General features: G+C 69.9%; 33 protein-coding genes. 16 read left to right on the top strand and 17 right to left on the bottom strand.

The genetic code is table 11. The features are described 5' to 3' along the window. The first annotated feature begins 11 nt into the window (after positions 1-11). Both AB0H54_RS16035 and radA read left to right on the top strand, forming a co-directional pair. A complete protein-coding gene (locus tag AB0H54_RS16035; protein ID WP_357346192.1) occupies positions 12-734 on the top strand; it encodes a hypothetical protein in 723 nt (240 codons plus the stop codon). A gap of 80 nt (positions 735-814) precedes the next feature. Next, complete coding sequence (gene radA / locus AB0H54_RS16030) at positions 815-2,215, top strand: DNA repair protein RadA (RefSeq protein ID WP_355270733.1); 1,401 nt, start codon at positions 815-817, stop codon at positions 2,213-2,215. Positions 2,216-2,370: 155 nt separating this feature from the next. Here the strand turns inward: radA and AB0H54_RS16025 are convergent, their stop codons facing one another. After that, a complete protein-coding gene (locus AB0H54_RS16025) occupies positions 2,371-3,051 on the bottom strand; it encodes a hypothetical protein (protein WP_357346190.1) in 681 nt (226 codons plus the stop codon). 81 nt (positions 3,052-3,132) lie between these two features. Beyond that, positions 3,133-3,756, bottom strand: a complete 624-nt coding sequence (locus tag AB0H54_RS16020) for a carbonic anhydrase (RefSeq protein ID WP_355270729.1) — start codon at positions 3,754-3,756, stop codon at positions 3,133-3,135. Positions 3,757-3,846: 90 nt separating this feature from the next. Here AB0H54_RS16020 and AB0H54_RS16015 point away from each other — a divergent pair, with 90 nt between their 5' ends. After that, positions 3,847-4,725: an A/G-specific adenine glycosylase gene (locus tag AB0H54_RS16015; protein WP_355270728.1), complete on the top strand. Its 879-nt coding sequence runs from the start codon at positions 3,847-3,849 to the stop codon at positions 4,723-4,725. Between the two features lie 47 nt (positions 4,726-4,772). Here the strand turns inward: AB0H54_RS16015 and AB0H54_RS16010 are convergent, their stop codons facing one another. Further along, on the bottom strand, positions 4,773-5,516 hold the full coding sequence (locus tag AB0H54_RS16010) for an alpha/beta hydrolase (RefSeq protein WP_357346187.1): 744 nt from the start codon (positions 5,514-5,516) through the stop codon (positions 4,773-4,775). Between the two features lie 55 nt (positions 5,517-5,571). On the opposite strand from AB0H54_RS16010, the gene AB0H54_RS16005 reads away from it, so the two are divergent. The 4 genes from AB0H54_RS16005 to AB0H54_RS15990 all read left to right on the top strand — a co-directional run bounded on the left by AB0H54_RS16005 (position 5,572) and on the right by AB0H54_RS15990 (position 7,595). Next, positions 5,572-5,895 carry an antibiotic biosynthesis monooxygenase gene (locus AB0H54_RS16005; RefSeq protein WP_355270725.1) on the top strand — a complete coding sequence of 108 codons (324 nt, stop codon included), beginning with the start codon at positions 5,572-5,574 and terminating at the stop codon, positions 5,893-5,895. Positions 5,896-6,120: 225 nt separating this feature from the next. Continuing rightward, positions 6,121-6,321: a CbtB-domain containing protein gene (locus AB0H54_RS16000; protein ID WP_355270724.1), complete on the top strand. Its 201-nt coding sequence runs from the start codon at positions 6,121-6,123 to the stop codon at positions 6,319-6,321. After that, entirely contained in the window at positions 6,312-7,100 is a 789-nt protein-coding gene (locus AB0H54_RS15995) for a CbtA family protein (protein ID WP_357346185.1), read from the top strand. Before AB0H54_RS16000 ends, AB0H54_RS15995 begins: the two co-directional genes overlap by 10 nt. A gap of 36 nt (positions 7,101-7,136) precedes the next feature. Next, a complete protein-coding gene (locus tag AB0H54_RS15990; RefSeq protein ID WP_357346183.1) occupies positions 7,137-7,595 on the top strand; it encodes a hypothetical protein in 459 nt (152 codons plus the stop codon). Between the two features lie 15 nt (positions 7,596-7,610). Here the strand turns inward: AB0H54_RS15990 and AB0H54_RS15985 are convergent, their stop codons facing one another. From AB0H54_RS15985 to AB0H54_RS15970, 4 genes are all read right to left on the bottom strand, one after another. Next, complete coding sequence (locus AB0H54_RS15985; protein WP_357346181.1) at positions 7,611-8,048, bottom strand: OsmC family peroxiredoxin; 438 nt, start codon at positions 8,046-8,048, stop codon at positions 7,611-7,613. Between the two features lie 82 nt (positions 8,049-8,130). Further along, entirely contained in the window at positions 8,131-8,577 is a 447-nt protein-coding gene (locus AB0H54_RS15980) for an SRPBCC domain-containing protein (protein ID WP_355270717.1), read from the bottom strand. Between the two features lie 55 nt (positions 8,578-8,632). Next, entirely contained in the window at positions 8,633-8,953 is a 321-nt protein-coding gene (locus tag AB0H54_RS15975) for a multidrug efflux SMR transporter (protein ID WP_189029701.1), read from the bottom strand. Beyond that, the gene (locus tag AB0H54_RS15970) at positions 8,950-9,603 is read right to left on the bottom strand and encodes an NAD(P)H-dependent oxidoreductase (RefSeq protein ID WP_357346179.1); all 654 of its coding nucleotides are present in this window, start codon (positions 9,601-9,603) and stop codon (positions 8,950-8,952) included. The genes AB0H54_RS15975 and AB0H54_RS15970 overlap by 4 nt, the downstream gene beginning before the upstream one ends. A gap of 109 nt (positions 9,604-9,712) precedes the next feature. Here AB0H54_RS15970 and AB0H54_RS15965 point away from each other — a divergent pair, with 109 nt between their 5' ends. Both AB0H54_RS15965 and AB0H54_RS15960 read left to right on the top strand, forming a co-directional pair. Then, a complete protein-coding gene (locus AB0H54_RS15965; protein ID WP_357346177.1) occupies positions 9,713-10,321 on the top strand; it encodes a helix-turn-helix domain-containing protein in 609 nt (202 codons plus the stop codon). 31 nt (positions 10,322-10,352) lie between these two features. Beyond that, a complete protein-coding gene (locus tag AB0H54_RS15960) occupies positions 10,353-10,835 on the top strand; it encodes a DUF4240 domain-containing protein (RefSeq protein WP_355270710.1) in 483 nt (160 codons plus the stop codon). 3 nt (positions 10,836-10,838) lie between these two features. On the opposite strand, the gene AB0H54_RS15955 is transcribed toward AB0H54_RS15960, so the two are convergent. Continuing rightward, complete coding sequence (locus tag AB0H54_RS15955; protein WP_357346175.1) at positions 10,839-11,690, bottom strand: ABC transporter permease; 852 nt, start codon at positions 11,688-11,690, stop codon at positions 10,839-10,841. Between the two features lie 5 nt (positions 11,691-11,695). Continuing rightward, positions 11,696-12,589 carry an ABC transporter ATP-binding protein gene (locus AB0H54_RS15950; protein ID WP_355270706.1) on the bottom strand — a complete coding sequence of 298 codons (894 nt, stop codon included), beginning with the start codon at positions 12,587-12,589 and terminating at the stop codon, positions 11,696-11,698. A gap of 213 nt (positions 12,590-12,802) precedes the next feature. Here AB0H54_RS15950 and AB0H54_RS15945 point away from each other — a divergent pair, with 213 nt between their 5' ends. Then, positions 12,803-14,089 (top strand): histidine kinase, encoded by a 1,287-nt coding sequence (locus AB0H54_RS15945; RefSeq protein WP_357346173.1) that lies wholly within the window; start codon positions 12,803-12,805, stop codon positions 14,087-14,089. Further along, complete coding sequence (locus AB0H54_RS15940) at positions 14,086-14,769, top strand: response regulator transcription factor (RefSeq protein WP_357346171.1); 684 nt, start codon at positions 14,086-14,088, stop codon at positions 14,767-14,769. The genes AB0H54_RS15945 and AB0H54_RS15940 overlap by 4 nt, the downstream gene beginning before the upstream one ends. A 10-nt stretch (positions 14,770-14,779) precedes the next feature. Here the strand turns inward: AB0H54_RS15940 and AB0H54_RS15935 are convergent, their stop codons facing one another. After that, a complete protein-coding gene (locus AB0H54_RS15935) occupies positions 14,780-15,427 on the bottom strand; it encodes a VWA domain-containing protein (RefSeq protein WP_357346169.1) in 648 nt (215 codons plus the stop codon). Between the two features lie 182 nt (positions 15,428-15,609). On the opposite strand from AB0H54_RS15935, the gene AB0H54_RS15930 reads away from it, so the two are divergent. Together AB0H54_RS15930 and AB0H54_RS15925 are read left to right on the top strand one after the other, a co-directional pair. Next, the gene (locus AB0H54_RS15930) at positions 15,610-16,080 is read left to right on the top strand and encodes a YfbM family protein (RefSeq protein WP_357346167.1); all 471 of its coding nucleotides are present in this window, start codon (positions 15,610-15,612) and stop codon (positions 16,078-16,080) included. 72 nt (positions 16,081-16,152) lie between these two features. Next, the gene (locus AB0H54_RS15925; protein ID WP_357346165.1) at positions 16,153-17,343 is read left to right on the top strand and encodes an MFS transporter; all 1,191 of its coding nucleotides are present in this window, start codon (positions 16,153-16,155) and stop codon (positions 17,341-17,343) included. 8 nt (positions 17,344-17,351) lie between these two features. Here the strand turns inward: AB0H54_RS15925 and AB0H54_RS15920 are convergent, their stop codons facing one another. Then, positions 17,352-18,206 (bottom strand): AraC family transcriptional regulator, encoded by an 855-nt coding sequence (locus AB0H54_RS15920; RefSeq protein WP_357346163.1) that lies wholly within the window; start codon positions 18,204-18,206, stop codon positions 17,352-17,354. A gap of 159 nt (positions 18,207-18,365) precedes the next feature. On the opposite strand from AB0H54_RS15920, the gene AB0H54_RS15915 reads away from it, so the two are divergent. Then, positions 18,366-18,632: a hypothetical protein gene (locus tag AB0H54_RS15915; RefSeq protein ID WP_357346161.1), complete on the top strand. Its 267-nt coding sequence runs from the start codon at positions 18,366-18,368 to the stop codon at positions 18,630-18,632. 9 nt (positions 18,633-18,641) lie between these two features. Further along, positions 18,642-19,436 carry an LLM class flavin-dependent oxidoreductase gene (locus AB0H54_RS15910; RefSeq protein ID WP_357346159.1) on the top strand — a complete coding sequence of 265 codons (795 nt, stop codon included), beginning with the start codon at positions 18,642-18,644 and terminating at the stop codon, positions 19,434-19,436. Here the strand turns inward: AB0H54_RS15910 and AB0H54_RS15905 are convergent. After that, entirely contained in the window at positions 19,426-19,923 is a 498-nt protein-coding gene (locus AB0H54_RS15905) for a hypothetical protein (protein ID WP_357346157.1), read from the bottom strand. The two genes, AB0H54_RS15910 and AB0H54_RS15905, sit on opposite strands and share 11 nt — an antisense overlap. A gap of 121 nt (positions 19,924-20,044) precedes the next feature. Between AB0H54_RS15905 and AB0H54_RS15900 the strand changes: the two genes are divergently transcribed. After that, positions 20,045-20,509 carry a YfbM family protein gene (locus AB0H54_RS15900; protein WP_357346156.1) on the top strand — a complete coding sequence of 155 codons (465 nt, stop codon included), beginning with the start codon at positions 20,045-20,047 and terminating at the stop codon, positions 20,507-20,509. 60 nt (positions 20,510-20,569) lie between these two features. Here the strand turns inward: AB0H54_RS15900 and AB0H54_RS15895 are convergent, their stop codons facing one another. From AB0H54_RS15895 to AB0H54_RS15875, 5 genes are all read right to left on the bottom strand, one after another. Next, positions 20,570-23,137: an ATP-dependent Clp protease ATP-binding subunit gene (locus AB0H54_RS15895; RefSeq protein ID WP_357346154.1), complete on the bottom strand. Its 2,568-nt coding sequence runs from the start codon at positions 23,135-23,137 to the stop codon at positions 20,570-20,572. A 280-nt stretch (positions 23,138-23,417) separates the two neighbouring features. Then, the gene (locus tag AB0H54_RS15890; RefSeq protein WP_357346152.1) at positions 23,418-24,356 is read right to left on the bottom strand and encodes a lipase; all 939 of its coding nucleotides are present in this window, start codon (positions 24,354-24,356) and stop codon (positions 23,418-23,420) included. A gap of 81 nt (positions 24,357-24,437) precedes the next feature. After that, positions 24,438-25,040, bottom strand: a complete 603-nt coding sequence (locus AB0H54_RS15885; RefSeq protein WP_357346150.1) for an anthrone oxygenase family protein — start codon at positions 25,038-25,040, stop codon at positions 24,438-24,440. Between the two features lie 126 nt (positions 25,041-25,166). Continuing rightward, a complete protein-coding gene (locus AB0H54_RS15880; protein ID WP_355270683.1) occupies positions 25,167-25,781 on the bottom strand; it encodes an FHA domain-containing protein in 615 nt (204 codons plus the stop codon). A 298-nt stretch (positions 25,782-26,079) separates the two neighbouring features. After that, positions 26,080-26,442 (bottom strand): Lsr2 family protein, encoded by a 363-nt coding sequence (locus AB0H54_RS15875; RefSeq protein WP_019044650.1) that lies wholly within the window; start codon positions 26,440-26,442, stop codon positions 26,080-26,082. Between the last annotated feature and the right edge of the window lie 42 nt (positions 26,443-26,484).

Genomic DNA, 26,484 nt, shown 5'->3' with positions numbered 1-26,484 from the left:
GAGGACAAACCGTGACTGCCCTGAAAGCTGTGACCGCCCCGTCGGCGCGACGTCGCATGGCGACGGTTGCCGCGCTCGCCGCCGCCGCGGGTATCGCCCTGAGCGGCTGCAGTGCCGGCCAGCACACCCAGACCTCGTCGCAGGCCGCCGCGATCAACGGCAACCACGCGGACGTGGGCACGATCTCGCTGCGCAACGTGCACATCATCTACCCGGCGTCCCCGGCGGAGCACGACAAGGGCGGCAAGGCGGTGATCGCGCTGTCGATCATCAACGGCAGCGAGACCGTCACCGACGAGCTGACCAGCGTCACCACCGACCTCGGCACCGTCAAGCTCACCGGCCCGGCGGGCGACCCCAAGTTCGTGCTGAAGCCGCAGCAGACCGTCGTCGCCGGCCCGGTGAAGGTCGCCGCCGCCGAGTCCGACGACCACCACGGCGCCACGCCGACCACCACGGCCGCGCCGACCACCACCGCGGCCCCGACGACCTCCGCGGCGCCCACCACGTCCGCGGCAGGTCACGACGTGCCCTCGATCGATCCCGAGGCCAAGCCCGGCTCGATCGAGATCACCGGCCTGAGCAAGCAGATCTACCCCGGCCTGACCTACAACGTCACCTTCAACTTCAAGGACGCGGGCACCGTGCAGGTGTCGGTCCCGGTCGACGCCGCCGAGGTCGACCGCGTCGAGAACGAGAAGTCCGGCCCGGCCCCCGAGGGCGCCGGTCACTGAGACCAGGCCGAACAGAAAGCCGTCGCGGCGTGTCCGCGGCGGCTTTTCTTTTTGTCGGAGCCGGTCCGTAGGGTGCGCGTGTGGCCAAGACCAAAGCTGTCTTCCGGTGCACCGCGTGCTCGCACGAGGTGTCCAAATGGGTGGGTAAGTGCCCGGATTGCGGCGCCTGGGGCACGGTGAACGAGGTGGCCGTGTCCGCGGCCGCCGCGGCGCCGGGCAGGCGCGCGATGCTGCCGAGCACGGCGGCGGCACCGCTGTCGCAGATCGACGCCAAGATCACCCAGGCCCGCTCGACCGGGGTGAGCGAGCTGGACCGGGTGCTCGGCGGCGGCGTTGTGCCCGGATCGGTGGTGCTGCTCTCGGGTGAGCCCGGCGTCGGCAAGTCGACCCTGCTGCTCGAGGTCGCGCACCGCTGGGCCGCCCAGCGCAGCGAGACCTCGCTGTACGTGACCGCGGAGGAGTCGGCCGGGCAGGTGCGGCTGCGGGCCGATCGCACCGGCGCGGTGCACGACCGGGTGTACCTGGCCGCCGAATCGGACCTGTCGATCGTGCTCGGGCACGTGGAACAGGTGCGGCCGACACTGCTGGTGGTCGACTCGGTGCAGACCATGCTGGCGCCCGAGGTGGACGGCGTGATCGGCGGCGTCACCCAGGTGCGCGCGGTGACCGCGGCGCTGACCTCGCTGGCGAAGGCCAGCGGGATCGCGGTGCTGCTGGTCGGTCACGTCACCAAGGACGGCAATGTCGCCGGTCCGCGCACCCTCGAGCATCTGGTCGACGTGGTGCTGCAATTCGAGGGCGACAAGAACTCGACGCTGCGCATGATCCGCGGCATCAAGAATCGGTTCGGCAGCGCCGACGAGGTGGGCTGCTTCGAACTGCACGAAGACGGCATCGCCTGCGTCGACGACCCGTCGGGCCTGTTCCTGCACCACCGCACCGACACCGTCCCCGGCACCGCGGTGACCGTCGCGATGGACGGCAAACGCCCGCTGGTGGCGGAGGTGCAGGGGCTGACCGTCAAGACCGAGATCCCGCAGCCACGGCGCGCGGTGAGCGGCCTGGACTACAACCGCGTCGCCATGGTGCTGGCCGTCCTGCAGAGCCGTGGGCGGGTGTTCCTGGGCAAGCACGACGTGTACGCCGCCACCGTCGGCGGCATGCGCCTGAACGAGCCGACGGCCGACCTGGCCATCGCGCTGGCCATCGCCTCCGCCGAGGCAGATATCGCGCTGCCCGCGGGCTGGGTGATCCTGGGCGAGGTCGGGCTGGCGGGCGAGGTCCGCAAGGTCACCGGGCTGTCGCGGCGCCTGGCCGAGGCCGAGCGACTCGGCTTCACCACCGCGCTGGTACCGCCCGGATCGGAGAAAACCAAGATCGGTTCGATGCGTATCCACGAGGTCGGCGATCTGCGCTCGGCGCTGCGATTGGCCGAACTCCGCAAATCACGCGCAGCCAGGGAGCCGGTCCCCGTGGAATAACTCCGGCAAACCCGGGATATCGCCGATATCGGCCATTCCCGTGGCAACGACCATTGACATAGTCACCGATCATGCGAAGCCTGCAAATCCACCCGAGTTGAACATGTGACTTATAGCGCACCCGCACAATGCCGGGTGCGCGCGGGCGTCCGCGGCTAGGTCGCGAGGTTGAACGGCTCGGCGGCGCTGCGCACAGCGCCGAGCTGGGCCACCACCATGTAGGCCCCGGCGGGCACCTGTAGCCGATCACCGGCGCAGTTCGGCTGGGAGGTGGTCCCGAACCAGCTGCCCTTGTAGGACAACTGCTCACCGGCTTTTAGCGTCTTCACTTCCGGCGGTCCATCCGGGTTGCAGTCGTTGCTCGCCCACAGCCGACGCTGCCCGTCGAGCGTGTAGACCAGGAACTGCGGGCCGGGACCGAGATCGCGCGAACACGGCGCCGAGGAGATATTGGTGATGACGGTGCCGAATCCGGGCTGATCGCCCACCCGGTACGTCGGCTGGCCGACGGTCACCTTCAACGCGAGCGACTGATCACTGCACGGCTGCGCCGCGGGCTGATCCGTCGGCGAACTGCTCGCCGCGGCGCTCGAGGTGGCGGCGGCGCTGGTCGCGGTAGCACTGCTCGACTCCGCGGCACTGCTGGTCGACGCCGCACTGCTCGCCGGAGCGGTGGTCGACGTGGCCGCGGCATTGTCACCGGACGAGTCACCACCACGCGCCACCATCGTGACGAGCCAGATCACGATCGCGAGCGCGACGACGATGACGCCGATGGCGAGTGCGCGGCGACGCCAGTAGATCTCCGGTGGCAGCGGTCCATTCGGTTCCAGCACGCCTCAACGGTAAGCGCACCGCGCGGGCCCGCGCTCGATGACCTCGGCGTGTCGGGGGTGGAACCGGGACGATCGCCCGGTTCAGACCACCTCGCCGATGTTCCCGACGACGCGACGCAGGTGCACGCGCCCGTCCTCGAGCTTGTAGGTGACGCTCGCGATCGCGCACTGACCGGTGGCGACGCGCTGGGAGATGATCATCGACCGCTGCATCAGCAGCCTGCTGGTCTCCACGACGTGGCGCGCCTCGAACTCGTCGATCGAGCTGAGGCCCTCGCGACGGCCGACCAGGATCGACGGCGTCACGCGCTCGACCACGCTGCGGATGAATCCGCCGGGGACCTCGCCGCCGTCGAGCGCGTCGATGGTGGCCTTCACCGCGCCGCAGCTGTCGTGTCCGAGGACGACGATCAGCGGCACGTTGAGCACCTCGACGCCGTACTCGATCGAGCCGAGCACCGAGCTGTCCACCACGTGACCCGCGGTCCGCACGACGAACATGTCGCCGAGGCCCTGATCGAAGATCAGTTCCGCGGCCACCCGGGAGTCACCGCAGCCGAACAGGATCGCGTGCGGGTGCTGGCCGCTGACGAGCTTGGCTCGGTCGGCGGCGCCCTGGCTAGGATGCAGCAGGGTGCCGTTGACGAAGCGCTCATTGCCTTCGCGCAGCGACTTCCAGGCGCTTATCGGATTGGAACCAGGCATACCGACCATTGTGCACAGACCTGTGGTTACCAGCGAGTCCGCCGCGTTACGCGTCGGCAAAGATGGCCTGGCTGAGGCGGAACGGGAACAGTGAGTATCGACGCGGAAGTGCTGCTGGATTGGTTCACCGAGACGGCACGTGACCTGCCGTGGCGCAGGCCGGAAGCGACCGCGTGGCACATCCTGATGAGCGAGATCATGTTGCAGCAGACCCCCGTGGTGCGGGTCGAGCCGATCTGGCGGGAATGGGTGGCGCGGTGGCCGGTGCCCTCGGCGATGGCCGCGTCCTCGCAGGCCGAGGTGCTGCGCGCCTGGGGCAAGCTCGGCTATCCGCGCCGGGCGCTGCGGCTGCACGAGTGCGCGCGGGTGCTGGCCACCGAGCACGGCGACGTGGTGCCGACCGACGTCGACGTGCTGCTGAGCCTGCCCGGCATCGGTGACTACACCGCCCGCGCGGTGGCCTGTTTCGCCTACGGCCGGCGCGTCCCGGTGGTCGACACCAATGTCCGCCGGGTCGTCGCGCGGGCGGTGCACGGACGCGAGCCGGGCAATCCGTCCTCGCGCGACCTCGCCGAAACCGCTGCCCTGCTCCCGATCTCGGTACCGCGCGCCGCGAAGTTCTCGGCGGCGCTGATGGAACTGGGCGCGCTGATCTGCACCGCCCGCAATCCCGACTGCGCGCGGTGCCCGTTGCCCGCGTGCGCGTGGGTCGACGCGGGCAAGCCCGCCGCCGAGGTGGTCCGCAAGGTGCAGAAGTACGAGGGCACCGATCGGCAGGCGCGCGGCAGGCTGCTCGACGTCCTGCGCGACGCGTCCGGCCCGGTCGAGCGGGTCCGCCTCGACCTGGCCTGGACCCGCGATCCCGGCCAGCGGGCGCGGGCGTTGGACTCGCTGCTGGTCGACGGCCTGATCGAGCAGACCGAGGACGGCCTGTTCGCGCTGGCCGGTGAAGGCGGGGCTGCGGGCTAGTCACCGGGCTGCGCGCCCTCGCCCGGCCGAGCAGACCGTCGGGCTGGTCAGCCCAGTACGCGCCGCAGGAACCGGCCGACGTGGTCGCGATAGACCTCGGGCTGCTCGTCGTGCACCAGGTGCGCGGCCCCGGCGACGAGCGTGTACTCCGCGTCGGGGTGCACTTCGGCCATCGTGCGCATCTGCCCCGGCGGGGTGATGGTGTGCTCGCCCTCGATGAGCAGCACGGGGAGCTCCAGCGACTTCCATTCGGTCCAGAAGTCCCTGGTCCCCCACTCCTCGGAGATGGCACGGAAGGTGTCGACCGCACCGTGCAGCCGATAGCCGTCGGGGCCCGCGGTGAAGGCACGCAGGAAATACGTCCCCGCGACGGGCCCGAAGTAGTCGAGCACCGCCTGGTCGTCAGCGAACGGCTGCGGCCAGGAATGAATGAGCTCGGCCCAGTGCGCGGCGGTGCGGCCGGTGAAGTCGGGGGCGATGTCCTCCACGACGAGGGCGCGGACCCGCTCGGGATGGGTGGCGGCGAAGACCCAGCCGTGGATCGCGCCCATCGAGTGCCCGACGATCACCATCGGCTCGGTGATCGCGGCGGTGAGCTCGGCGAGATCGGCGACGAACGCCTCGGTCGTGAGCTCGGCGGGCGGCACGCGACCGTGCCCGGCGGCGTCGACGGTGTAGAGGTGGCCGTATTCGCGCAGCCACGGCAGCTGATCGGTCCAGGTGCGCGCGCTGCCCATCAGCCCGTGCAACAGCAGGATCGGGACGCCGGTCCCGCCTTCGTCGTACAACACCCTGCCGATTGTGCCCCAGACCGGGATGTTTCCCGCGCGGTCGTATTGTCGGCTCATGGCTGTTGTGAAGATCAATGCGATCGAGATCCCTGAAGGTGCCGGCCCGGAGCTGGAGAAGCGGTTCGCCGCCCGCGCGCACGCGGTGGAGAACTCCCCCGGTTTCCTCGGCTTCCAGCTGCTGCGCCCGGTGGCCGGCGACAACCGGTATTTCGTGGTGACGCAATGGGATTCGGAGGAATCCTTCGCCGCGTGGCGCGACGGTCCGGCCCGGGCAGCGCATGCCGGGAACGGTGGCGAGGGCGAGCGCCCGAAGCCGGTGTCGACCGGTGCGTCGCTGCTCGAGTTCGAGGTCGTCCTCGACGTCCCCGCGAAGGCCTGACGACGGCGTTTCCGCTGGACATGCGGATGCGCGTATTGACGTGGACGCCTCGTGACTGTCACAGTTCGAGGGAACATACGCGAGGGTGCGCGGTAATTCCGGTGAGATTCCGGAGCGGTCGCGCCACTGTATCCACGTACCGGGTCCCCGGTGCCGGAGAGCCAGACACCGGCACCTTCGCACCACACTTCGACCATGGGACGCGTATCCCTGAGGAGGACCCGAATGGCTATCGCGCATTCACCCAGCCGGTCTGCCGGCCTGGACACCCTGGCAACCGTGCTCGTCACGGTCGGTGTCGTTCTGCTTGCACTGCTCGCCCTGTACCTGGTCGGTTTCGATCAGGGGGCCGTCTCGCGTAGCGGGATGTTCCTGCACGAGCTGATGCACGACGGACGTCACCTGCTGGGTGTTCCGTGCCACTGACCGGATCACTCAAAACCCTGCTGTTACGTGGCCTGCTGGCCGGCTTGATCGCCGGCCTGCTGGCCGCCACAGTGGGCTATTTCGTCGGCGAGCCCCAGGTGGACGCCGCGATCGCCATCGAAGAAGCTGCCGCCGCTCCGGCGGATCATCCGCACGAGGCGGCCGAGCCCCAGGGCCATTCGCACGGCGGCGAGGAAGAACCGCTGGTCAGCCGGACCGGACAGAAGGCGGGCCAGTTCCTCGCCCTCGGCCTGGCCGGCATGGCGTTCGGCGCGTTGTTCGCCTCGGCCGTGAACATCGCCCGTCGGTTCACCACCCTGTCGGGGGTCGCGTTGTCGCTGGCCTCGGCGGGATTCGCGTGGGCCGCGATCGTCGCGGTGCCGTTCTTCAAGTACCCGGCCAACCCACCGGCGGTGGGCGATCCGGAGACGATCAACAACCGCACCTGGCTGTGGGTCGCGGCCGTCGTGCTCGGCCTGCTCGCCGTCGCGGCCTCGGTCGCCGCGTACCGGGCACTGGCCGGACAGCTGGACACGCTCCGGCTGATCGCGGGCGTGCTCGCGTTCGTCCTGGTCACCACGGTCGGCTACGTGCTGTTGCCAGGCGTGAACGAGGTGGCCGACGACTTCCCGGCGACCCTGCTGTGGAAGTTCCGGGTGGCCTCGCTGGCCGAGACCACCACATTGTGGGTCGCGCTGGGCCTGGCCTTCGCGGCGCTCACCGAATTCGCTTCGCGGCGTAGCACTCCGGTAGCGGGGCAGGTCGCTACCGCAGGGTGATCCTCGCGGGTATCAGTGGAAGGCAGTGTCGGTGTCATGACCGGCACTGCCTTTTCCGTTTCCGTTTCCGACGCCCGGCCGCGCGCGGTGGGTGTCGCGTTCGGCGGTCTCGTGACCGCGCTCGCGGCCGGTGCCGCCGAGGGACTGCTGCGCGCGGTGCGCGGCGGGGGTGAGTTCGCGGCGACCGCGTCCGGGTTGCTGCCCCGGCTGGCCATTTATCTGGTCGTCGCGGCGGTGGGGATGTACATGGCGAACGGCAGCCGGGTCGCGCGGGCGCTGCTCACCGTCGGGATCGGCGTGGTCGGGTTGCTGTCGCTGATCATCGAGCCACTGGCGGTGCTGCTGTCCACCGACGACTTCGGCGCGCTGTTCGCAGGCCTGGCACCGTCGTCGGCGGTGCTCGCCGGGTGCCGCGCCGTCCACATCCTGGCCGTGGTCGTCGCCATCGCGGCCATGTACACGCCCGCGGCCCACCGCTGGTTCACCCAGCGATGAGCCGCGGCGGGGACATCAGATGATCTCGGCGTCCAGTTCGACCTCGGCGACACCGGCCAGCGCCTTGCTGACCGGGCAGCCGTTCTTGGCGGCGACGGCCGCGGCGTAGAAGCCCTCGGCGTCCAGGCCCGCGGCCACGGCGCGCACGGTCAGCTTGATCTTGCTGATCCGGAAGCCGCCCGCCGGGTCGGGGCCGAGGGTCACGTCGGCGGTGACGTCCAGGCTCTCCGGAGTGCCGCCCGCGTTGGCGATCTCGGCCGACAGCGCCATCGAGTAGCACGACGAATGCGCGGCGCCGATCAGCTCCTCCGGGCTGGTGCCCTCGGCGGTGTCGGCCACGCGGCGCGGGAAGGTCACATCGAACTTGCCAGCACCGGAGCTGACCAGTTCGACCTGCCCGGAACCGTCCTGCAGTCCGCCTGCCCAGAGGGTGCGTGCGCTACGAGTCGGCATGACAATCCTTTCGATTCGTTGGGTGTTGCGTCCGATGACGAACCTACTCGGATCCCGGCCGCTCCCCGCCCGGGTTCGCCGTTCAGGCGACGGTGCCGGTGACCTCGTCCAGGCGTTCCAGCATCTCCGGCCAGACCTGCTGGTGCAGGTCGCGGATGGCGGCGGTGGGGAACCCGGAGTGCCGCAGCCGCAGCCGGATACCCCGGGGCTGCTTGAGGAATTCGGCCGCGACCACGGTCTCCACGCCGTCGGTGGCGGCGGTGACCCAGGTGAACTCGACCCGGCGGTCCTGTTCCAGCAGCAGGACGCGGCCGTAGTGCGGGTTGCGCTTGTCGGCCGTGCCGGTGTCGAAGTACAGGGGTTCGTTGACGCCGGGCCGCCCGAGCACCGATCCGGGCACGGCCAGCCACAGGTCCAGGCCCTGGGTCCAGGCCGCGTAGAGCAGGCTGGGCGAGGCTTTCATCACGCGCTCGACCGTGAGCTCGTGCGGTCGCGCAGACAGGTCCGGGGGGCGAACTGGCTGGTCCATCAGCCGACCTTACCGGCTCGGACCGGCCGTTCGCCGCATCGGGTGTGCGACAGCGTCACTCGGGATTGGTGACGCGGGCCAGCACGATCCCGCCGAGGATCAGCGCCAGCGCCAGCATCCGGCCCGCGCTGAGCGGGTCCTTGTGGACGAGCACGCCGAGGCTGATCGCGCCGAGCGCGCCGATGCCGGTGAACACCGCGTACGCGGTGCCGACGGGCAGGGTGTGCATGGCCCGGGAGAGCAGGTACACCGCGAGCGAGCCGAGGGCGATGCAGAGCAGGGTGGGACCGAGTTTGGTGAAGTTCTCGGTGGGCTTGATGGTCTGCGACCAGATGATCTCGACGAGGCCGGCGAGGCCGAGTACTACCCAGCTCATTTCACGTAATCCTTTGCGAGCAGGCGAACTTCGGTCAGCGCCGCGGCGAGCGAGGCCTCGTGCGCGTCGCGCAGGTGGGCCAGGTTCGGGTCCTGGACGGCGTTGGCGAGTTCGGCGTTGACGAACACGGTGTCGGTGACGGCGTAGTGCCCGGCGAAGAAGTCGCGCAGATAGCGCTCCTGATAGTCGAACGCGGCCTTGGGCGCACCCGGCGAGTAGGCGCCGCCGCGCGCGCCGACCACCACGAACCTGCGCTCCCCCAGCGACATCCGCGGGAAGGTGACCTGGTCGAGCCATGCCTTGAGGGTGGCGGGAATCGAGTAGTTGTACATCGGCGTGCCGATGAGGATCACGTCGGCGGCGATGACCTGCGCGAGCATCGGTTCGACGATCTCCCAGGCGGCCCTGGCGGCGGGGGTCGCGGCCAGTTCCGGGAGCCGGTCGAGGTCGGTGCTGCCCGCGGCGAGGACGGCGTCGCAGAGTTCGGTCCAGCCCTCGTCGATGAACGGCACCGGGTCGACGGCCAGGTCGCGGTAGGTGTACTCGCCGTCGGGTTCCGCGGCGCGCCAGGAATCCACGAATTCCGCGCCGAGCCTGCGGCTGACCGACCGGGTGCGAGCGCTGGCGTCGAGGTGCAGCAGGTGTGTCATGGTCGAACCCTTCCAGAACTGGACATCATGTCCGCTTGTCGATGACTCGACCATAGAACACAAGTGGACAGCTAGTCCACATATTCGTTTCTGGGCTACAGTCGAGACCATGGAGCCTCGATCCGACCTGCTCACCGGCACCGCGCTGGACGCACCGCAGCCCGCCGAGCGCACCGACGCGGCCCGTAACCGGGCCAAGGTGCTGGCGGCGGCGGCCGAGCTCTTCGCCACCCGCGACCCGCGCACCGTCACCATGGACGACATCGCCAAGGCGGCGGGCGTCGGCCGCGGCACCCTCTACCGCCGCTACCCCGACCGCACCGCCATCGCCGTCGCCCTGCTCGACGAGCACGAGCGCGCGCTGCAGGAACATCTCCTGCGCGGCGATCCGCCACTTGGCCCCGGCGCGCCACCGGCCGAGCGGCTCGCGGCGTTCTACGCGGCGATGATCGAATTGCTCTCGGCCCACGCGCATCTGGTGCTCGGGGCGGAGACCGGCGGCGCCCGCTTCGCGACCGGCGCGTACGGGTTCTGGTCGGCGCACGTGCGCGCCCTGCTGGCCGACGCCGGTGTGGCCCAACCGGATTCGCTGGTCGACACCGTCCTCGCGCCGCTGGCCGCCGAGGTCTACCTGCAGCAGCGCGAGCGCGGACTGTCGGCGGAGCAGATCGCCGACGGGCTGACCCTGCTCGCCCACCGGCTGCTCGGCCGCGCCTGACGTGTCGGTCCCTGCCGCTACCGTCACGCGGGTGACGACACTTCCGACCGACACCGAAGCCGCCCGATTCTGGGACCTGATCGAAACCGCCTGGGAGCGCACCGGTTCGGCCGCCGCCCGCCGGGCACTGCTCGACGGCGACTTCGACTACGACCTGCTCGGCCGGTTCATCGACGCCCTGCGCTCGGTGAGCACCGATTTCACCAGCGCCGAACTGACCGCGCTGGATCGCGTCGTCGAGCGGGCGCTCTACGAGATCGACCGCGCCGACATCCAGGAGATCACCGACGGCTCCGACGACGGTTTCCTCTACGCTCGCGGCTTCATCGTCGCGATGGGCCGCGAGCACTACGACGCCGTGCGCGCCGATCCGACTGCCGCGGTGCCGGACGCCGAGTGCGAGGAGCTCTGCTATTTCTTCGCCCACCTGCACGACAAGCTCTACGGCGGGTTCCCCGAGACGGGTTCGGGCATCTCCAGGGAGAGCGCCTCGAACCCGGCCGGGTGGCACTGAGCCTCAGGTCAGATCGCGGCGCGTCATCAGCCCGATGGTGCCGCCCGCGAAGACCAGCACGTACGCGCCGAGCAGGGCCAGCGACTCGCCACGGCCGAGAACGTCGAGGACACCGGGGGTGGCCGGGCCGCCGACCGTGCGCATCGCGCCCGCCAGCGACCCCGCGGCGGTGCCGGGCAGCAGGTCGGTGACGGCCCCGATCGGGCCGAAGATGCCCGCCACCCCGCGCAGCAGGTTCTCCACGACGAGCACCCAGATCAGCCCGAGGCCGACGGCGAGCGCGGGCCCACGGGCGATGGCGCCGATGAGGGCGCCCGCCAGCGTCCACATGCCGAGGATGGCCGCGCCGGAACCGAGGCCGAGCACGGATCGGGTCAGCGAGGGCAACACCAGCGGCTGCCCCTCGCTCACCGCGATCAGCGAGGCGACGCCGAGGTCGACGGCGAACGCCACGCAGACCAGCGCCACCACCACGACCAGCAGGCTCGCCAGCAGCCCGCCGACGGCCGCCGGACGGCTCGGACCCTGCGTGAACACGGTTTTCCAGGTGCCCCAGCCGTAGCCGCTGCCCACCGCGAGCGCACCGAGGACCAGCATCAGCGCGCCACCGAACATCGCCATGCCCTGGGTGAAGACCTCGGGGACGGCGGCGGGCAGGAGCTGGCCGAGCAGCACATCGCGGGGCAGCCCGTCGGACATCGCGCCGCTCTCGCCCGAGGTGTAGGCGAGATAGTTGAACAGGTAGGCGAAGGTCAGGTTCAGCAGGATCCAGACGCCGAGGACGATCCAGAACGCGGGCCAGCGACCCAGCCGCACCGACTCCGCGCGCATGCTCGCCCACAGATCCCTTGTCATACCGGTCATTTCGCGACCTCCACAGCCGTCATCTCGAAGAACACTTCTTCCAGGGATTTCTCGTCGACTCGCAGTTCCAGCAGATCGACGCCCGCCGCGACCACCGCGCGCGCCACCTCGGGCGCGGTCGCGGCGGTCGTCTCGACCCTGATGCCGTCGACGCCGGCGCGGGCGGGCGCGACGGAACGGATCGCCGTGAGCGCGCTGTCGGCGGGCTCGGCGCGCACGACGAGCGTTGCGCTGCCCCGCAATTCGGCCACCGTCGATTCGGCGAGCAGGCGGCCGCCGGAGATCACGCCGACCCGGTGACAGATCTCCTGCACCTCGGCGAGCTGGTGGCTCGACAGCAGCACGGTGTGCCCGTCGGCGGCCAGTTCGACGATGAGCGTGCGCATTTCGGCCAGTCCGGCCGGGTCGAGGCCGTTGGTCGGCTCGTCGAGGATCAGCAGGTCGGGGTCACCGAGCAGGGCCGCGCCGACACCGAGGCGCTGCTTCATGCCGAGCGAATAGGTACGGAAGCGGTCGTCCGCCCGGTCGGTCAGGCCGACGCGAGCCAGCGCCTGTTCGACATCGGCGGGGCGGTGGCCGCGATAGCGGGCCAGCACGCGCAGGTTGTCGCGGCCGGAGAGGTACGGATAGAAGCCGGGGCCCTCGATGAGGACGCCGATGCGGCGCAGGACCGCCGGGTCGCCCGGGGCGCGGCCGTGCACCAGGGCGGTGCCGGCGCTGGGCCGGATCAGACCGGCCAGCATGCGCAGGGTGGTGGTCTTGCCCGCGCCGTTCGGGCCGAGGAAGCCGTAGATCTCCCCGGCGGCGACGCGCATGCTCACCGCGTCCACCGCGCGGTGCTCGCCATAGCGTTTGGTCAGCCCGTCGGTGACCACGATCGAATCGTTCATGCGAATCAGAATCCGCGTCACAGGGGTCGCCGGGCATCCGTCCCGGAGCGACTCCCGCACTACGCCGCGCGGCCTACCCACGCCGTCGCCGACGCTGAGAATTCGCCTCGCCGGGCCCGCCGACCGGCCGATCCGGCCCGATGACGGGGTTCGCGGCGGAATTACGAGCGCAGGCCGACGCGGAGGGCGCGCCTACGCAATAGGGTGAGGGAGGTGAGAGCGTCTGCGAAATGGGAGCGTGGTTCGGTCCTGCAGGACTGGGGTCTGGCGGGTGTGGTCGCGCTGATCCAGCTGGCCGGGAGTTCCGGTGCCAACGCGCATCAGACCGGCGTGCGTTCGCTCGACGCGTTCGCGTATCTGTTGCTGCTCGCGGGCCCGATCGCGCTCGGCTTCCGGCGGGTGCTGCCCGAGCCGGTGCTGCTGGTCGCGCTGCTGGCCGCGGTGGCGTATGTGCTGCGCGACTACGGGTACGGGCCGATCTTCCTGTCGTTGGTGATCGCGTTCGTGAGCGCGGCGGTCAACGGATCACGCTGGCGCACCTACCCCTTGGTCGCGGTCGGCTATCTGACCATGGTGTGGCCGGTGCCCGCGCTGCTCGGGCGCGAGACCGGCGCGTGGCAGGTCTTCGGGCTGCTGGCCTGGATGGGGATTCTGGTCGCGATCGCCGAGGGGGTGCGGCAGCGGCGGGCCGCCGTGGTCGCGCGCAGGCAGCGCGCCGAGGCCGCGCAGCGCGACGCGGAGGCGCAGCAGGCCAGGGCCGCCAGCGAGGAGCGGCTGGCCATCGCCAGGGAACTGCACGACGTACTCGCGCACAGTCTTTCGCTGATCAATGTGCAGTCCTCGGTGGCGCTGGAGCTGTTCGACCGCAAACCGCAGCAGGCCGCGGCCGCGCTGGCCACCATCAAGACGACCTCCAAGGAGGCGCTGGCCGAGGTGCACACGCTGCTGCACGCCATCCGCAGCGGCGCCCCGGTCGCGCCGGTGGGCACCGAGCCCGTCGATGCTGTTGCCGCCGTGGCCGATTCGCCACCGCCGATCGCGCCGGCGCCGCCACCCCGGCCCGCGCCCCGCGCGCCGGTGCCCTCGCTCGACGACCTCGACACCCTGCTGGAACGCACCCGCGCGACCGGGCTCGCCGTCGACACCAAGATCATCGGCACGCCCAAGAAGCTGCCCAGCGTGATCGATGTGGCGGCGGCCAGGATCATCCAGGAATCGCTGACCAACGTGGTGCGGCACGCGCCCGGCGCCACCGCGCTGATCACCCTGCGCTACACCCCCGACACCGTCGACATCACCGTCGACAACACCCGGCCCACCGGCACCGCGGTCCGCACCGGCGCCGGTGGCAACGGGATCATCGGGATGCGCGAACGGGCACACGCGCTCGGCGGCGCGCTGACGGCGGGACCACGGCCGTCCGGCGGGTTCCGGGTGGCGGCCAGGCTGCCCGCCCGGCCGGTGGCGGATTCGGTGTCCGGCGACAAGGAGACGGCATGAGCGAACCGTCCGGCAAGACGACGACGCGGGTGCTCGTCGCCGACGACCAGGCGCTGGTGCGCGGCGGGTTCGTCGCGCTGCTCGACGCCCAGGACGACATCGAGGTGATCGGCGAGGCCGAGAACGGCGAACAGGCCGTCCGGATGACCCGCGCGCTCGTCCCCGACGTGGTGCTGATGGACATCCGGATGCCCATCCTCGACGGCTTGGCCGCCACCAGGATGATCGCCGACGACCCCAAGCTCGCCGCGGGCCGCGTCGTCGTGCTCACCACCTTCGAGCTGGACGAATACGTCTTCGAGGCGATCCGGGCCGGCGCGGCCGGGTTCCTGGTCAAACACACCGAACCCGCCGACCTGCTGCGCGCGGTCCGGGTGGTCGCCGCGGGCGACGCCCTGCTCTCCCCCGGCGTCACCCGCCGCCTGCTCGCCGAGTTCTCCACCCACGCCAAACAACCCCCGCCCGCCGCGCTCGCCGACCTCACCGACCGCGAACGCGAGGTGATGGTCCTCGTCGCCGAAGGCCTCACCAACGCCGAGATCGGCGCCCGCCTCTACCTCAGCCCCGCCACCGCCCGCACCCACGTCAGCCGCATCCTCACCAAACTCGACGCCCGCGACCGCACCCAACTCGTCGTCCTCGCCTACGAATCCGGCCTGGTCCGCCCAGGCTGGCAGTAGCGGTCCCGGCTTACGTGCCCGGGTCGGCCTTGCGGCGTTCGGCGGCGGAGAAGCTGGCTCGGCGGGCGGTGCCCGCGGGGGCGGCTTGGGCTCGGGCGGAGTAGGCGGCGAGGGCGTCGAAGGCGCCACGGACGCCGCCGGCGACCGGGGCGTAGGTGATCGCGGAGTCGCGGTCGAAGCCCAGGTGGGTGCCTACTTCGACGGCGTCCATGTTGGCGCCGAGGAAGACGAAGGTCCAGTTGTAGACGTCCTGCTGCTGGGTGATCAGGGACTTCACCGCGGGGTGGGTCCATTCCCTGCTCGAGTTCTCGTGGCCGTCGGTGAGGACGACGACGATCACGGTGCCGGGGCGCTCGGGCTCGGGGCGGGCCGCGAGTTCGGCGCCGACGTCGGTGACCAGCTTGCCGACCGCGTCGTAGAGCGCGGTTCCACCGCGCGGCAACAGGTTCGGCGGAGGCACCTGGTCCAGCGGCACGTTCGCGTAGACCACCTCGTAGGCGGTGTCGAACTGCGCCAGCGTCACCTCGATGGATTTCGGCACCGAACGCTGCTGTTCGAAATAGGCGGCCAGCCCGCCCTCGGTGTCGGCTTTGATCGACTGCATCGAACCGGAACGGTCGAGCAGTACGGCGATCAGTGTGCGGTTGGAATCGGTCATGTGAACACCCCCGTGTTGTTTTCGCTGTGACGAACAATTCCCACCGTACGCCGATTCACCGACCCCGAAATGCCACCGAAAGCCGATGAAAAGCGAACTCCAAGGCGGCGAACATTCACTGCCTGAGGCTGTCGGGCACCGATGGCCAGGTCAACGAAATCGCTACGAACAGAGGGGGATTCATGGGTGCGGTCATGTCGTTCACCAGGGTGGGCGCGGCCGATCTGGAACGGATCGTCGCGGACAGGGAGCTGGCGGCGCGATTCGTCGAGCAGGTGCGGACTCCCGATACCGAGCCCACCGGCTATCTGGACAAATCCTGGGCGGGCCTGAGGTATTTGTTCGAAGCGGCGCGCACCGGTGTCGATCTGTTCTTCACCGGCCGTCCGCTGGATATCGAGGCGGAGGGCTACAGCGTCTGGAGCCCGGAGGACGTGGCCCACACCGCCGCGTTGCTGCGCGCCCTCCCCTTCGACCAGCTGGCCGCGCATTACGACCCGGAGCGCATGGACGCGACCCTGGTGTACCCGCACGTCTGGGTGCGCGACGGTGACGACGGCCTGCGCGAGCTCGGCTTCCACTACGCCCAGCTGGTGCGGGTCTTCGACTTCGCCGACCGGCACGGATCGGGATTCGTCCAAAGCTTCGCCTGAACCCTGGCGTTTGGGTCGGACCGTGTGGCGTCCGGGTCGCGAACCGGCGCGAGAAGCGTTGTTGCACCGGGCATGACGACGACATCGACCATCGACGCCGCGGCACCGGAGACCGGCCGCCGCGCCTGGCCCGCGCTGCTCACCATGTTCCTCGGCAGCTTCACACTGGTGACGGCGGAATTCCTGCCACCGGGCGTCCTGACCGCGCTCGCCGACGACCTGCGAGTGCCAGAAGGAGTGGTCGGGCTCTCCGTCAGCGCGACCGCGCTGACCGCGCTGCTGGCCGCGCTGGGGCTTGGCTCCCTGTTTCCCCGGGTCGACCGCCGCACGCAGCTGCTGGTGTTGACCATCGGGGCCGCCGCGTCGAACGTGCTGGTGGCGGTGTCGCCGAACATCGCGTTGCTGCTGGTCGCGCGGCTGCTGCTCGGCGTCGCGGTGGGTGGGTACTGGTCGATGGCGCTGGTGATCGCCGCGCAGCTGGTGCCTGCGGATCGCCTCGGCAAGGCCATGATGATCGTGAACTCGGGGACCACCGTCGCCACCGTGGCCGGGGTACCGCTGGGGGTGCTGCTGAGCACCTACGCGGGGTGGCGGACCGTGTTCGTCGTGACCGCGGCGCTGACCGTGGTCGCGGCGGTGGCGGTGCGGGTGATGCTGCCGCCGATCGCGCCGAGCAAGGGCATCGGATTCGCGGCGATGGGCGCGGCCCTGCGGGCGCCGGGGGTCGCGTTGGGGCTGGTCAGCGTGGTCGCGGTGATCGGCGGGCATTTCGCCGGATTCACCTACATCCGGCCCGCGCTCGCCGAACTGCTCCAGGCGGGTCCGTCGGCGATTCCGGTATTGCTCGCGCTGTTCGGAGTGGGCGGTCTGCTCGGGAATTTCGTGCTCGGGTCGCTGGCCGACCGGAGGCTCGGTGTCCTGCTGGTCGCGGTGCCGACGGCCATCGGGCTGTCGCTGCTGGCGATCATCGTCTCCGGTGCGGTGCCGGTGCTCGGCTATGTCGCCGTGGTGGTGTGGGGCGGCGCGTTCGGCGGCATCCTCAACCTGGTGCAGGTGTGGGTGTCGCGGGTGCTGCCCGAGCGGATGGAGGCGGGCAGCGGGCTGGTGGTCGGCGGTTTCCAGCTGGCGATCATCCTCGGTTCCGCGGTCGGCGGGCGCGGGGTGGACAGCATCGGCCTGGCCGCGACCTACGGACTCGCGGCGCTGGCCGCCGTGCTCGGCGGGCTGCTGGTGCGGGTGTCGCTCGCCCGCGCAGCGGGCTAGCGGTCGGGTCAGCCCGAGGTCGAGCGGGCCGCGCGTCGCCATTCCGACGGCGTGTGGCCCGTGTGCCTGCGAAAGGCCCGGCCGAAGGCGGTTTCGGACCGGTAGCCCAGCCGCCGCGCCACCGCGCCGACCGACACGTTGTGCTCGGTCAGGAACAGCTGCGCGCGCTCGACCCGCAGCTTCGTCAGGTACCGCCCCGGCGTGAGCCCGGTCGCCGTCTGGAATCTCGCGGCGAAGCCGGAGCGCGAAGCCAGCGCGACCCGGGCCAGCGCCTCGACGGTCCACTCCCGGCCGGGTTCGGCGTGCATCGCGGCCACTGCCCGCGCCACGCCCGGCTCGTGCACCCGCAGCAACCACCGCTTCGGCGCGCATCCGCGCGCATGCCAGGACTCGACCGCCATCGAGCCGATCAGCGTGGCGACCCGGTCGCCCTGCACCCCGTACGGATCGGGGCAGTCCCGCACCAGGTGCTCCAGCATCGTCGCGGCCAGCGGCGCGTGCCGGACGAATTCGGTGAGCAGCACCCGGCGCGGTAGCGCGTCCATCGCACCGCCCGACCCGACCGGTTCCAGCCGCACCCGCAGCACGGTGCTGTCGGTGAGGCCGGTGATCGCGAGGCGGTTCGGGCGGGGGACGAACAGGAAATCGCCGCTGGCCAGATCCTCGGCCTCGGCGTCGTGATCACCGGATGCCTGGCAGTGGACCCGGACCAAGCCGTCGGTCACCACCAGGGCGGTCGGCTCGCCGGCGAGGTGCTCCCAGCCACCGGCGGGGAGCGCGAACTCGTCCCGGCCCGCGAACCGCCATTGCAGGCCGGCGAGGACATCGTCGAGACCGCTCGCACCAGATTCGATCAGCGTCACCGTGCACAACCTCCGGGTGGATCTCCGACGGATTCACGGTACCAAGGCAGCTCGGCGGCGGTGCGGGCGTGAAATCCCCCGGCCCTACGCGCGCAGACGTAGCCGGGATCGGGTCGCGCGGCCGATGTCCGCGACGGCCGTCGCGAGCAGGCTGAAGTCATGAACATTGTCGACAGCGCGACGACGCTGACCTTCCTGGCCGACCACTACGACGGCGGCTGGCACCCCTGGCCGTTCTTCTGGATCTTTCCGTTGCTGTTCTGGATCACCGTGATCGCGGTCCTGTTCTTCGCGCGCAAACGGTGCGCCGGGCGCGGCGGCGCGATCGGGGCCCTGCGCACCGGGTTCGCCCGGGGCGAGATCAGCGAGTCCGAGTACCGCAGCAGGCTCGCGGTGCTGAACGAGCCCCGGCGCGAGAAGAAGTAGGAGGCCGGGATGCGATTCGGGATCGTGCTGACGCCCAGCTCCGGGGCACAGTGGACACGCGCGGTGGTCGAGGCCGAGCGGCAGGGGTACGCCACCGTGCTACTGCCCGACACCCTCTACACCCCGTCGCCGCTCCCCGCGCTCGCCGCCGCGGCCGCCGTGACGACGACACTGCGACTGCGGCCCAATGTCCTCGCGGCACCCTTGCGCACCCTCGGTTCGACGGTCCGGGAAGTCGCCGCGCTGCAACTGCTCTCGGACGGCCGATTCGAGCTCGGCCTCGGCACCGGCCGACCCGACGCCCGGGGCGAAGCCGTAAAGCTCGGCATGCCCTGGGGTTCGGCGCGCGAACGACGACAGCAGCTGATCGACACCGTGGCAGCGGTCCGGGACCGGGTCGACCCGGCCCCGCCGATCGTGATCGCGGCGAACGGCCCGCGCATGCTGGCCACCGCCGCCGCGAACGCCGATCGCGTCCTGCTCGCCGCCGCCCCGGACGCCACCGAGGACGAACTGGCCGCGATGGTCGCCACGGTCACCGCACACACCGATCGCGACGTCCGGTTCACACTCCAATTGGTCGGTGTCGGTGCACAACTGCCGATCTGGTTGAGCGCGCGCCTCGGCTACACCGCGAGCGCACTGCGCGACGCGAACGCCGCCGGACTTCTCCCCAGCGATCCCCAGGCCGCTGTGGACATCCTCGAATCCCGCAGCGCGCGCTACGGAATCGACGAGCTGATCGTTCCCGGCGAACTCGCCGAGTCGTTCGCACCGACCCTCGAGCTGGCGCTCAGTAGATGACACTCCAGTACGCCTCGACGACCATGCCGATGATGTAGCGCGGATTCTGCGGGTCGTCGGTCACCGTGACGGTCGCCTTGGACAGGTCGATCTTCATGCCGTCACCGTTCCGGAACTGCTGGCTGTTGGCGGTGTAGGTGAAGAACGGCGCCTCGAACGGCTGCGCACGCAGGCCCGGCGCCGCGGCCCGCAGCACGCGGGTAGCGTCGGCCCGTTCGCACACCGCGAACTTCTCCTTGGAGTTCCTGGTCGCGCCGATCAGGAGCACCGGCCGCTCACCGTCGAGGCAGCGCGCACCCGGATCGAGCCAGCCCTGCTTGTCGGCACCGCTCGGCAGCACCCCGTCGACGACCGGGGCCTTCGTCGGCGCGGGTGCCGACGACGCGATCGTCGGCGGCGCGGATCCGGCGTCCTCCGCGCCACACCCGGCCACGGCCACCCCGACAACGAACATTCCGGCGCCACGCGCCTTTACCCACCCGAACACGCTGACAAACCTAGCAATCCGGCGCGCTGAAAGTTCGCGCCGCCCAGCTCTACTCGGCCGCGACATGTCGGTCGGCACTGCTAGCTTCGGCCGGAATCCGCAGGAGGAAAGGAAGTTCCGGATGGGGCTGACCATGTCGTTCACCAGGGTGAGCGCGGAGGAGCTGGCGCGGCTGGCGGCGACGACCGAGTGGCCCGACGATTTCCTCGACGGCCTGGCGGTCCAGGACGGCGGGCCGAGCGGCTATCTGGACAAGGCGTGGGCGGGCTTGGGCTACCTGCTGGCCCAGGCGGACCTCGGGATCGATCTCGTCGACACCGGCCGTCCGCTGGCCCACGAGAACTATTTCGCGTGGTCCCCGGACGACGTGGCCGCCACGGCGAAGGTCCTGAGCCGCTTTCCGTTCGACGAACCTGCGCTGTTCTACGACCCCGCGGCGATGGACGCGGCCGGGGTGTACCCGAACATCTGGGTCCGCGACGGCGAGAGCGCGCTGCACTACCTGCGCCACCACTACGACGGCCTGGAGCAGGTGTTCCGGTACGCCGCCGCGCGCGGATCCGGCTTCCTCCAGCACTTCGGCTGACCCGCACACGACGAAGCCCGCCCCTGGAAATCCAGGAGCGGGCTTCGGGGGTTCAGCTGTTTACTCGCCGGAGGCGGCAGCCTCGGGCGCGGTGCCCTCGGCTGCGCCGGTCAGGACGACCTCGGGCTTGTCGTCGCCCGCCGGAGCCTTGGTCAGCTTCGCCTTGCCGGCGAAGGTGAACTTGGCGTCCTCGCCCTGGCCCTCGCCGTTCCAGCCCTCCACGTCGACCGTGATGGTCTGGCCTGCGCCGATCTCGCCGAAGAGGATCTTCTCCGACAGCTGGTCCTCGATCTCGCGCTGGATCGTGCGACGCAGCGGCCGCGCACCGAGGACCGGGTCGAAACCGCGCTTGGCGAGCAGGCTCTTGGCCTGTTCGGTCAGCTCGATGCCCATGTCCTTGTTCTTCAGCTGCTTGGCGACGCGGCCGATCATCAGGTCCACCATCTGCACGATCTGCTCGCTGGTGAGCTGGTGGAAGACGATCACGTCGTCGATGCGGTTGAGGAACTCGGGGCGGAAGTGCTTCTTCAGCTCGTCGTTGACCTTGAGCTTCATCCGCTCGTAGTTCGAGCCCTCGGCGTTGGACTGGGTGAAGCCGAGGCCGACAGCCTTGGAGATGTCGGAGGTGCCCAGGTTCGAGGTGAAGATCAGCACGGTGTTCTTGAAGTCGACCGTACGACCCTGACCGTCGGTGAGACGGCCGTCCTCGAGCACCTGCAGGAGGGTGTTGTAGATCTCCTGGTGCGCCTTCTCGATCTCGTCGAACAGCACCACGGAGAACGGCTTGCGGCGCACCTTCTCGGTGAGCTGGCCGCCCTCCTCGTAGCCCACGTACCCGGGAGGGGCACCGAAGAGCCGCGACGCGGTGAAGCGGTCGTGGAACTCGCCCATGTCGATCTGGATGAGCGCGTCGTCGTCGCCGAACAGGAAGTTCGCCAGCGCCTTGGACAGCTCGGTCTTACCGACACCGGACGGACCGGCGAAGATGAACGAGCCGGAGGGGCGCTTGGGGTCCTTCAGGCCGGCGCGAGTGCGGCGGATCGCCTTGGAGACGGCCTTGACGGCGTCTTCCTGGCCGATGATCCGCTTGTGCAGCTCGTCCTCCATGCGGAGCAGACGGGTGGTCTCCTCCTCGGTGAGCTTGAAGACGGGGATGCCGGTCCAGTTGGCCAGCACCTCCGCGATCTGCTCGTCGTCGACCTCGGCCACGACGTCCAGATCACCGGAACGCCACTGCTTCTCGCGCTCGGCGCGCTTGGCGACGAGCTGCTTCTCCTTGTCCCGCAGGCGCGCGGCCTTCTCGAAGTCCTGCGCGTCGATCGCGCTTTCCTTCTCGCGGCGGGCGTCGGCGATCTTGTCGTCGAACTCGCGCAGGTCCGGCGGCGCGGTCATCCGGCGGATGCGCATGCGCGCGCCCGCCTCGTCGATGAGGTCGATCGCCTTGTCCGGCAGGAACCGGTCGTTGATGTAGCGGTCGGCCAGCGTCGCGGCGGCGACCAGGGCACCGTCGGTGATGGACACCCGGTGGTGCGCCTCGTAGCGGTCGCGCAGACCCTTGAGGATGTTGATGGTGTGCTCGACGGTCGGCTCGCCGACCTGGACCGGCTGGAAGCGGCGTTCCAGGGCGGCGTCCTTCTCGATGTACTTGCGGTACTCGTCGAGGGTGGTCGCGCCGATGGTCTGCAGCTCGCCACGGGCCAGCTTCGGCTTCAGGATCGAGGCCGCGTCGATGGCGCCTTCGGCAGCACCCGCGCCGACGAGCGTGTGCAGCTCGTCGATGAACAGGATGATGTCGCCGCGGGTGTTGATCTCCTTGAGCACCTTCTTCAGGCGCTCTTCGAAGTCACCGCGGTAGCGGCTGCCCGCGACCAGGGAACCCAGGTCGAGGGTGTAGAGCTGCTTGTCCTTGAGGGTCTCGGGGACCTCGCCGTTGACGATGGCCTGCGCCAGGCCCTCGACGACCGCGGTCTTACCGACACCGGGCTCACCGATCAGCACCGGGTTGTTCTTGGTGCGGCGGCTCAGCACCTGCATGACGCGCTCGATTTCCTTCGAGCGGCCGATGACCGGGTCGAGCTTGCCCTCGAGCGCGGCCTGGGTGAGGTTGCGGCCGAACTGGTCGAGCACCAGCGAAGTGGACGGCGTGCCCGCCTCACCGCGCGAGCCGGAGCCCTCGACGGGCTCCTTGCCCTGGTACCCGGACAGCAGCTGGATGACCTGCTGACGGACGCGGTTCAGGTCGGCACCGAGCTTGACCAGAACCTGGGCGGCGACGCCCTCGCCCTCGCGGATGAGACCGAGCAGGATGTGCTCGGTACCGATGTAGTTGTGGCCGAGCTGCAGCGCCTCGCGCAGGCTCAGCTCCAGCACCTTCTTGGCGCGCGGGGTGAAGGGGATGTGGCCGGACGGCGCCTGCTGGCCCTGCCCGATGATCTCCTCGACCTGGCTGCGCACACCCTCCAGCGAGATGCCAAGCGACTCCAGCGACTTCGCCGCCACGCCCTCGCCCTCGTGGATCAACCCAAGCAGGATGTGCTCGGTGCCGATGTAGTTGTGGTTGAGCATCCGGGCCTCTTCTTGGGCCAGGACAACGACACGCCTCGCGCGGTCGGTGAACCTCTCGAACATCGCTCCCTCACTCTCCTGCTCCGACATTCTGGCAACAGACGCCGCAGTGTGCTCGGTACAACCTAGGGCGTCGGACCGACAACTGTCGCCGTCAGCCTGCCATGAAGCCCGGGGGTTGCGGCCCCCGCCTCCACTCTAGTTGGCAGGGGATTCCGCCGCCGCCGGTCCACCCTATTGATGACCGGCGGCAACATGGTCATTCACTCATAACGCGCACGTCGCGGCATTCGTTTCCCTCGGAGTTTTGCCTACAGCGAAATATGACGGAGCGGTGACGGCCTCAGCCGGTGAACGGCGGCACGAACTCGCACGGAACCGGGGCCTGACGGGCCGGATCCAGGGCGTTGAGGACGTGACCGGCCGCGCGCGGGCTGCCCGCGATGGCCATGTGCTCGGAGTAGTCCTGGGCGCAGCCGTCCTGGACGACGATCGAGGTGGCGTTCGGGCCAGGCACGACGCCGGAGGTGTAGGGCACGACCACCTCCTCCAGCGAGGACACGATGTTGGTGTAGGTGACCTGCGGGCTGTACACGCCGTCGGCGTTGAGCGCGGCCAGGAAGTCGGCACCGGCCATCATCTGTCCGCACGCCTGGCACAGCGACGTGGCGACCGCGTCGAACGCGGGGCCTGCGCCGAGGGCCCGGCTGTAGGCGGCGATGTCCGCGATCCCCAGCGCGTTGGTCCCGAGCCACGGCGGGGCGATCCCGACCAGCTTGTCCACCTTGGCCGCGCCGCCGAGGCGCTTGATGTAGTAGTTGCCGACGACGTTGCCCTGCGAATGGGCGACGAAGTCGACCCGCGCGGCGCCGGTGCTCGCGAGCACCCGGTCGACGAAGGCCGACACTTCGAGCGCGCTCTGCTCGATGGGCCGCATCCCACCGATCGCCGACACCGGCCACGGCAGCCCGTACGCGCCGTAGGTGAGGCTGAAGACGCAGTACCCCTCGTTGGCCAGCAGCGGGACGTAGGCGCCCCAATTCGTCTGCGCCCCACCGCCGGTGCCGTGCAGGAGCACCACCGGATTCGGATGCTCGGCCGAGGGGACACAGCCCGGATCGTTCCCACCGGGGAGCGTGCCGCCCGGATTCGTCAGCTCCGGGGGAATGCCGGCGAAGAAGTTGTAATCGACCGGATACTCCGCGGCGGCGGTACCCGAATTCCCCCAGGCCAGCAGCGCGGCGGCGGCCAGTACCAGCAACGATCTCGAACTACGTCGCATCAAACGACTCCTCACTAGAACGTGTTCCGATCATCATGGAACACGTTCTAGTGATCGCGTGGCCCTATTGGCAGATCGCCATCAACGCTGGAACGGCGCTGCCGCGTAGCCACCGGCCAGCGGCGCGCCCATCGCCTGGGCAACCGGCTGCCCGGCACCCGCACCGGCGGCCGCGGCGCTCGACTCGCCCCGCTGCACACCCGCCGCGAACAGCGCGCCGCACAGCACCAGGAACGCCAGCGTGTGCAGCACCCCGCGGACGATGTTCCAGCGCACCCAGGCCGCCTCGAAGTCGGCCCGCACGGCCGCGGTGTCGGCGATCGCCGACGGGTCGCCCGCCGCGGCGAGCGCGTCGTTGAGCGGCACGTTCAGCGCCGCGGTGACGGCGAAGGCGATCACGTTGAGCGCGAGGGCGACGCCGAGCCAGATCAGCGTGGTGCGGTGCTCCTTACCCAGCGACAGGGCCGCGGCCAGCGCCGTGAACCCGACCGTGCCGAGGAAGCCGAGCATGAACCACGGGTTGATGATCACGACATTGATCTTCTGCATGACGTCGATCAGCGTGCGATCGCCGGTCCGCGCCAGGGCCGGCATCACCGAGATCGCGTAGGCGTAGAACACACCCGCGATCAGCCCGGTGCTGAGCAGCGCCAGAACCATGGCGGCCATCCGAAGTGCGAACATGTGAGGTCTCCTGACTCGTGTTCCGGAGCTCGATCCCTGTGCTCCGGTGTTACGAGTAAGTCAACCTTGTCACGCGGCTCGCCGACATGGTTCAGACGCTCAGGCACCTGCGCGAGCGTCGCGGCCTCACAGATCGTGGTCGGAGATCATCCCGCTCTGCATCGCCAGCGCCGCCAGCCGGGTGCGCTTCTGGTTCTGCGGCAGGTTCTCCACCCCGAATTTCGCGAACAGCGCGCGCAGATGCGTCTTGATCGCGTCGATGGAGAGGAACAATTCCTCGGCGATCTGCTGATTCGAGGCGGGGGTGGCGAAACCGGTGCCGTGCTTGTACGGGCGGCACAGCGCGATCAGCACCGCGCGCTGGGTCTCGGTCAGCGAGCGCATGGTGGGAATGGAACCGGACGCGGTGTGCGTCGCGTCGTCGACGACCCCGCCGAAATCGAAGAAATGCACCAGCGTGGTACCGACCCGGATGCGGTCGCCCGGGCTCAGCCTGCGCCTGCCGATCAGCCGCTCGCCGTTGACGAAGGTGCCGTTGCGGGACAGGCCGTCGTCGACGATGGTCCAGTGCGCGCCCAGGTACTCGACGGCGGCGTGCAGACGGGAGACCTCGGCGTCCCAGCCGAGGACGAGGTCGGCCTGCACATTGCGGCCGATGGTGAACCGCTGCTGCGCGGGTTCGAGCGCCAGCTCGTGCTGGCGCCCCGTGTCATCGGTATACCGCAAAAACGAACTCGCCATGCCGGTCACAGTCCCGCCTCTCCGCGATTTTGGCCGGACTCGTGCGCGTTGGCCGAATCGACGGCGGGCGGTGAGACCTTCGCCCGTTCGCCCGTACCCGGTGAGTTACCCATGTACTCGCCGGATCGGGTCGGACGGTCGGCCATCGCCGACGTGAAAAACCTTGCGCACGAACATCAGTCTATCTCCCCAGGACTTCCCTGGAGTCCGCCGACGCATGTCCCGACCTGCGGGTACACCGTTGACAGCAGAGCGGTCCGGGATCGCCGCGTCAGCAACCCCGGACCGCCGTCGAACTTCAGGCCTTGCCGACTTCCTTGTTGTACGCCTCGGTGATGTCGGCCGAGATGCGGCCGCGCGCGGAGACCTTGTGGCCCTTGCGGCGGGCCCATTCACGAATTGCGGCGCTCTGTTCCCGGTCCATGGAAACTCGGCTCTTCCCCTGCGGTGCCGGCGCCCCTGCCGCCTTCACCCGGCGACGGCCACTCACGCGACGGGCGTTGGCGACCCACTCGTCCAAGCCTTCGCGCAGCCGCGCCGCGTTAGCCTCGGACAGATCGATCTCGTACGACACGCCATCGATAGCGAACTCGATGGTCTCGTCCGCGATGGACTCACCGTCGACATCGTCGATCAGGCTAACGGTGACCTTCTTTGCCATGAGATGAACGTCCTCTCGAAATCGTCAAGCCTGCCTCCAGGC

This window comes from Nocardia sp. NPDC050718 (assembly GCF_040654235.1).
Lineage (GTDB): Bacteria > Actinomycetota > Actinomycetes > Mycobacteriales > Mycobacteriaceae > Nocardia.
The sequence above is the reverse complement of the archived record's forward strand: the minus strand, read 5'-3'. Positions and strand labels throughout refer to the sequence as shown.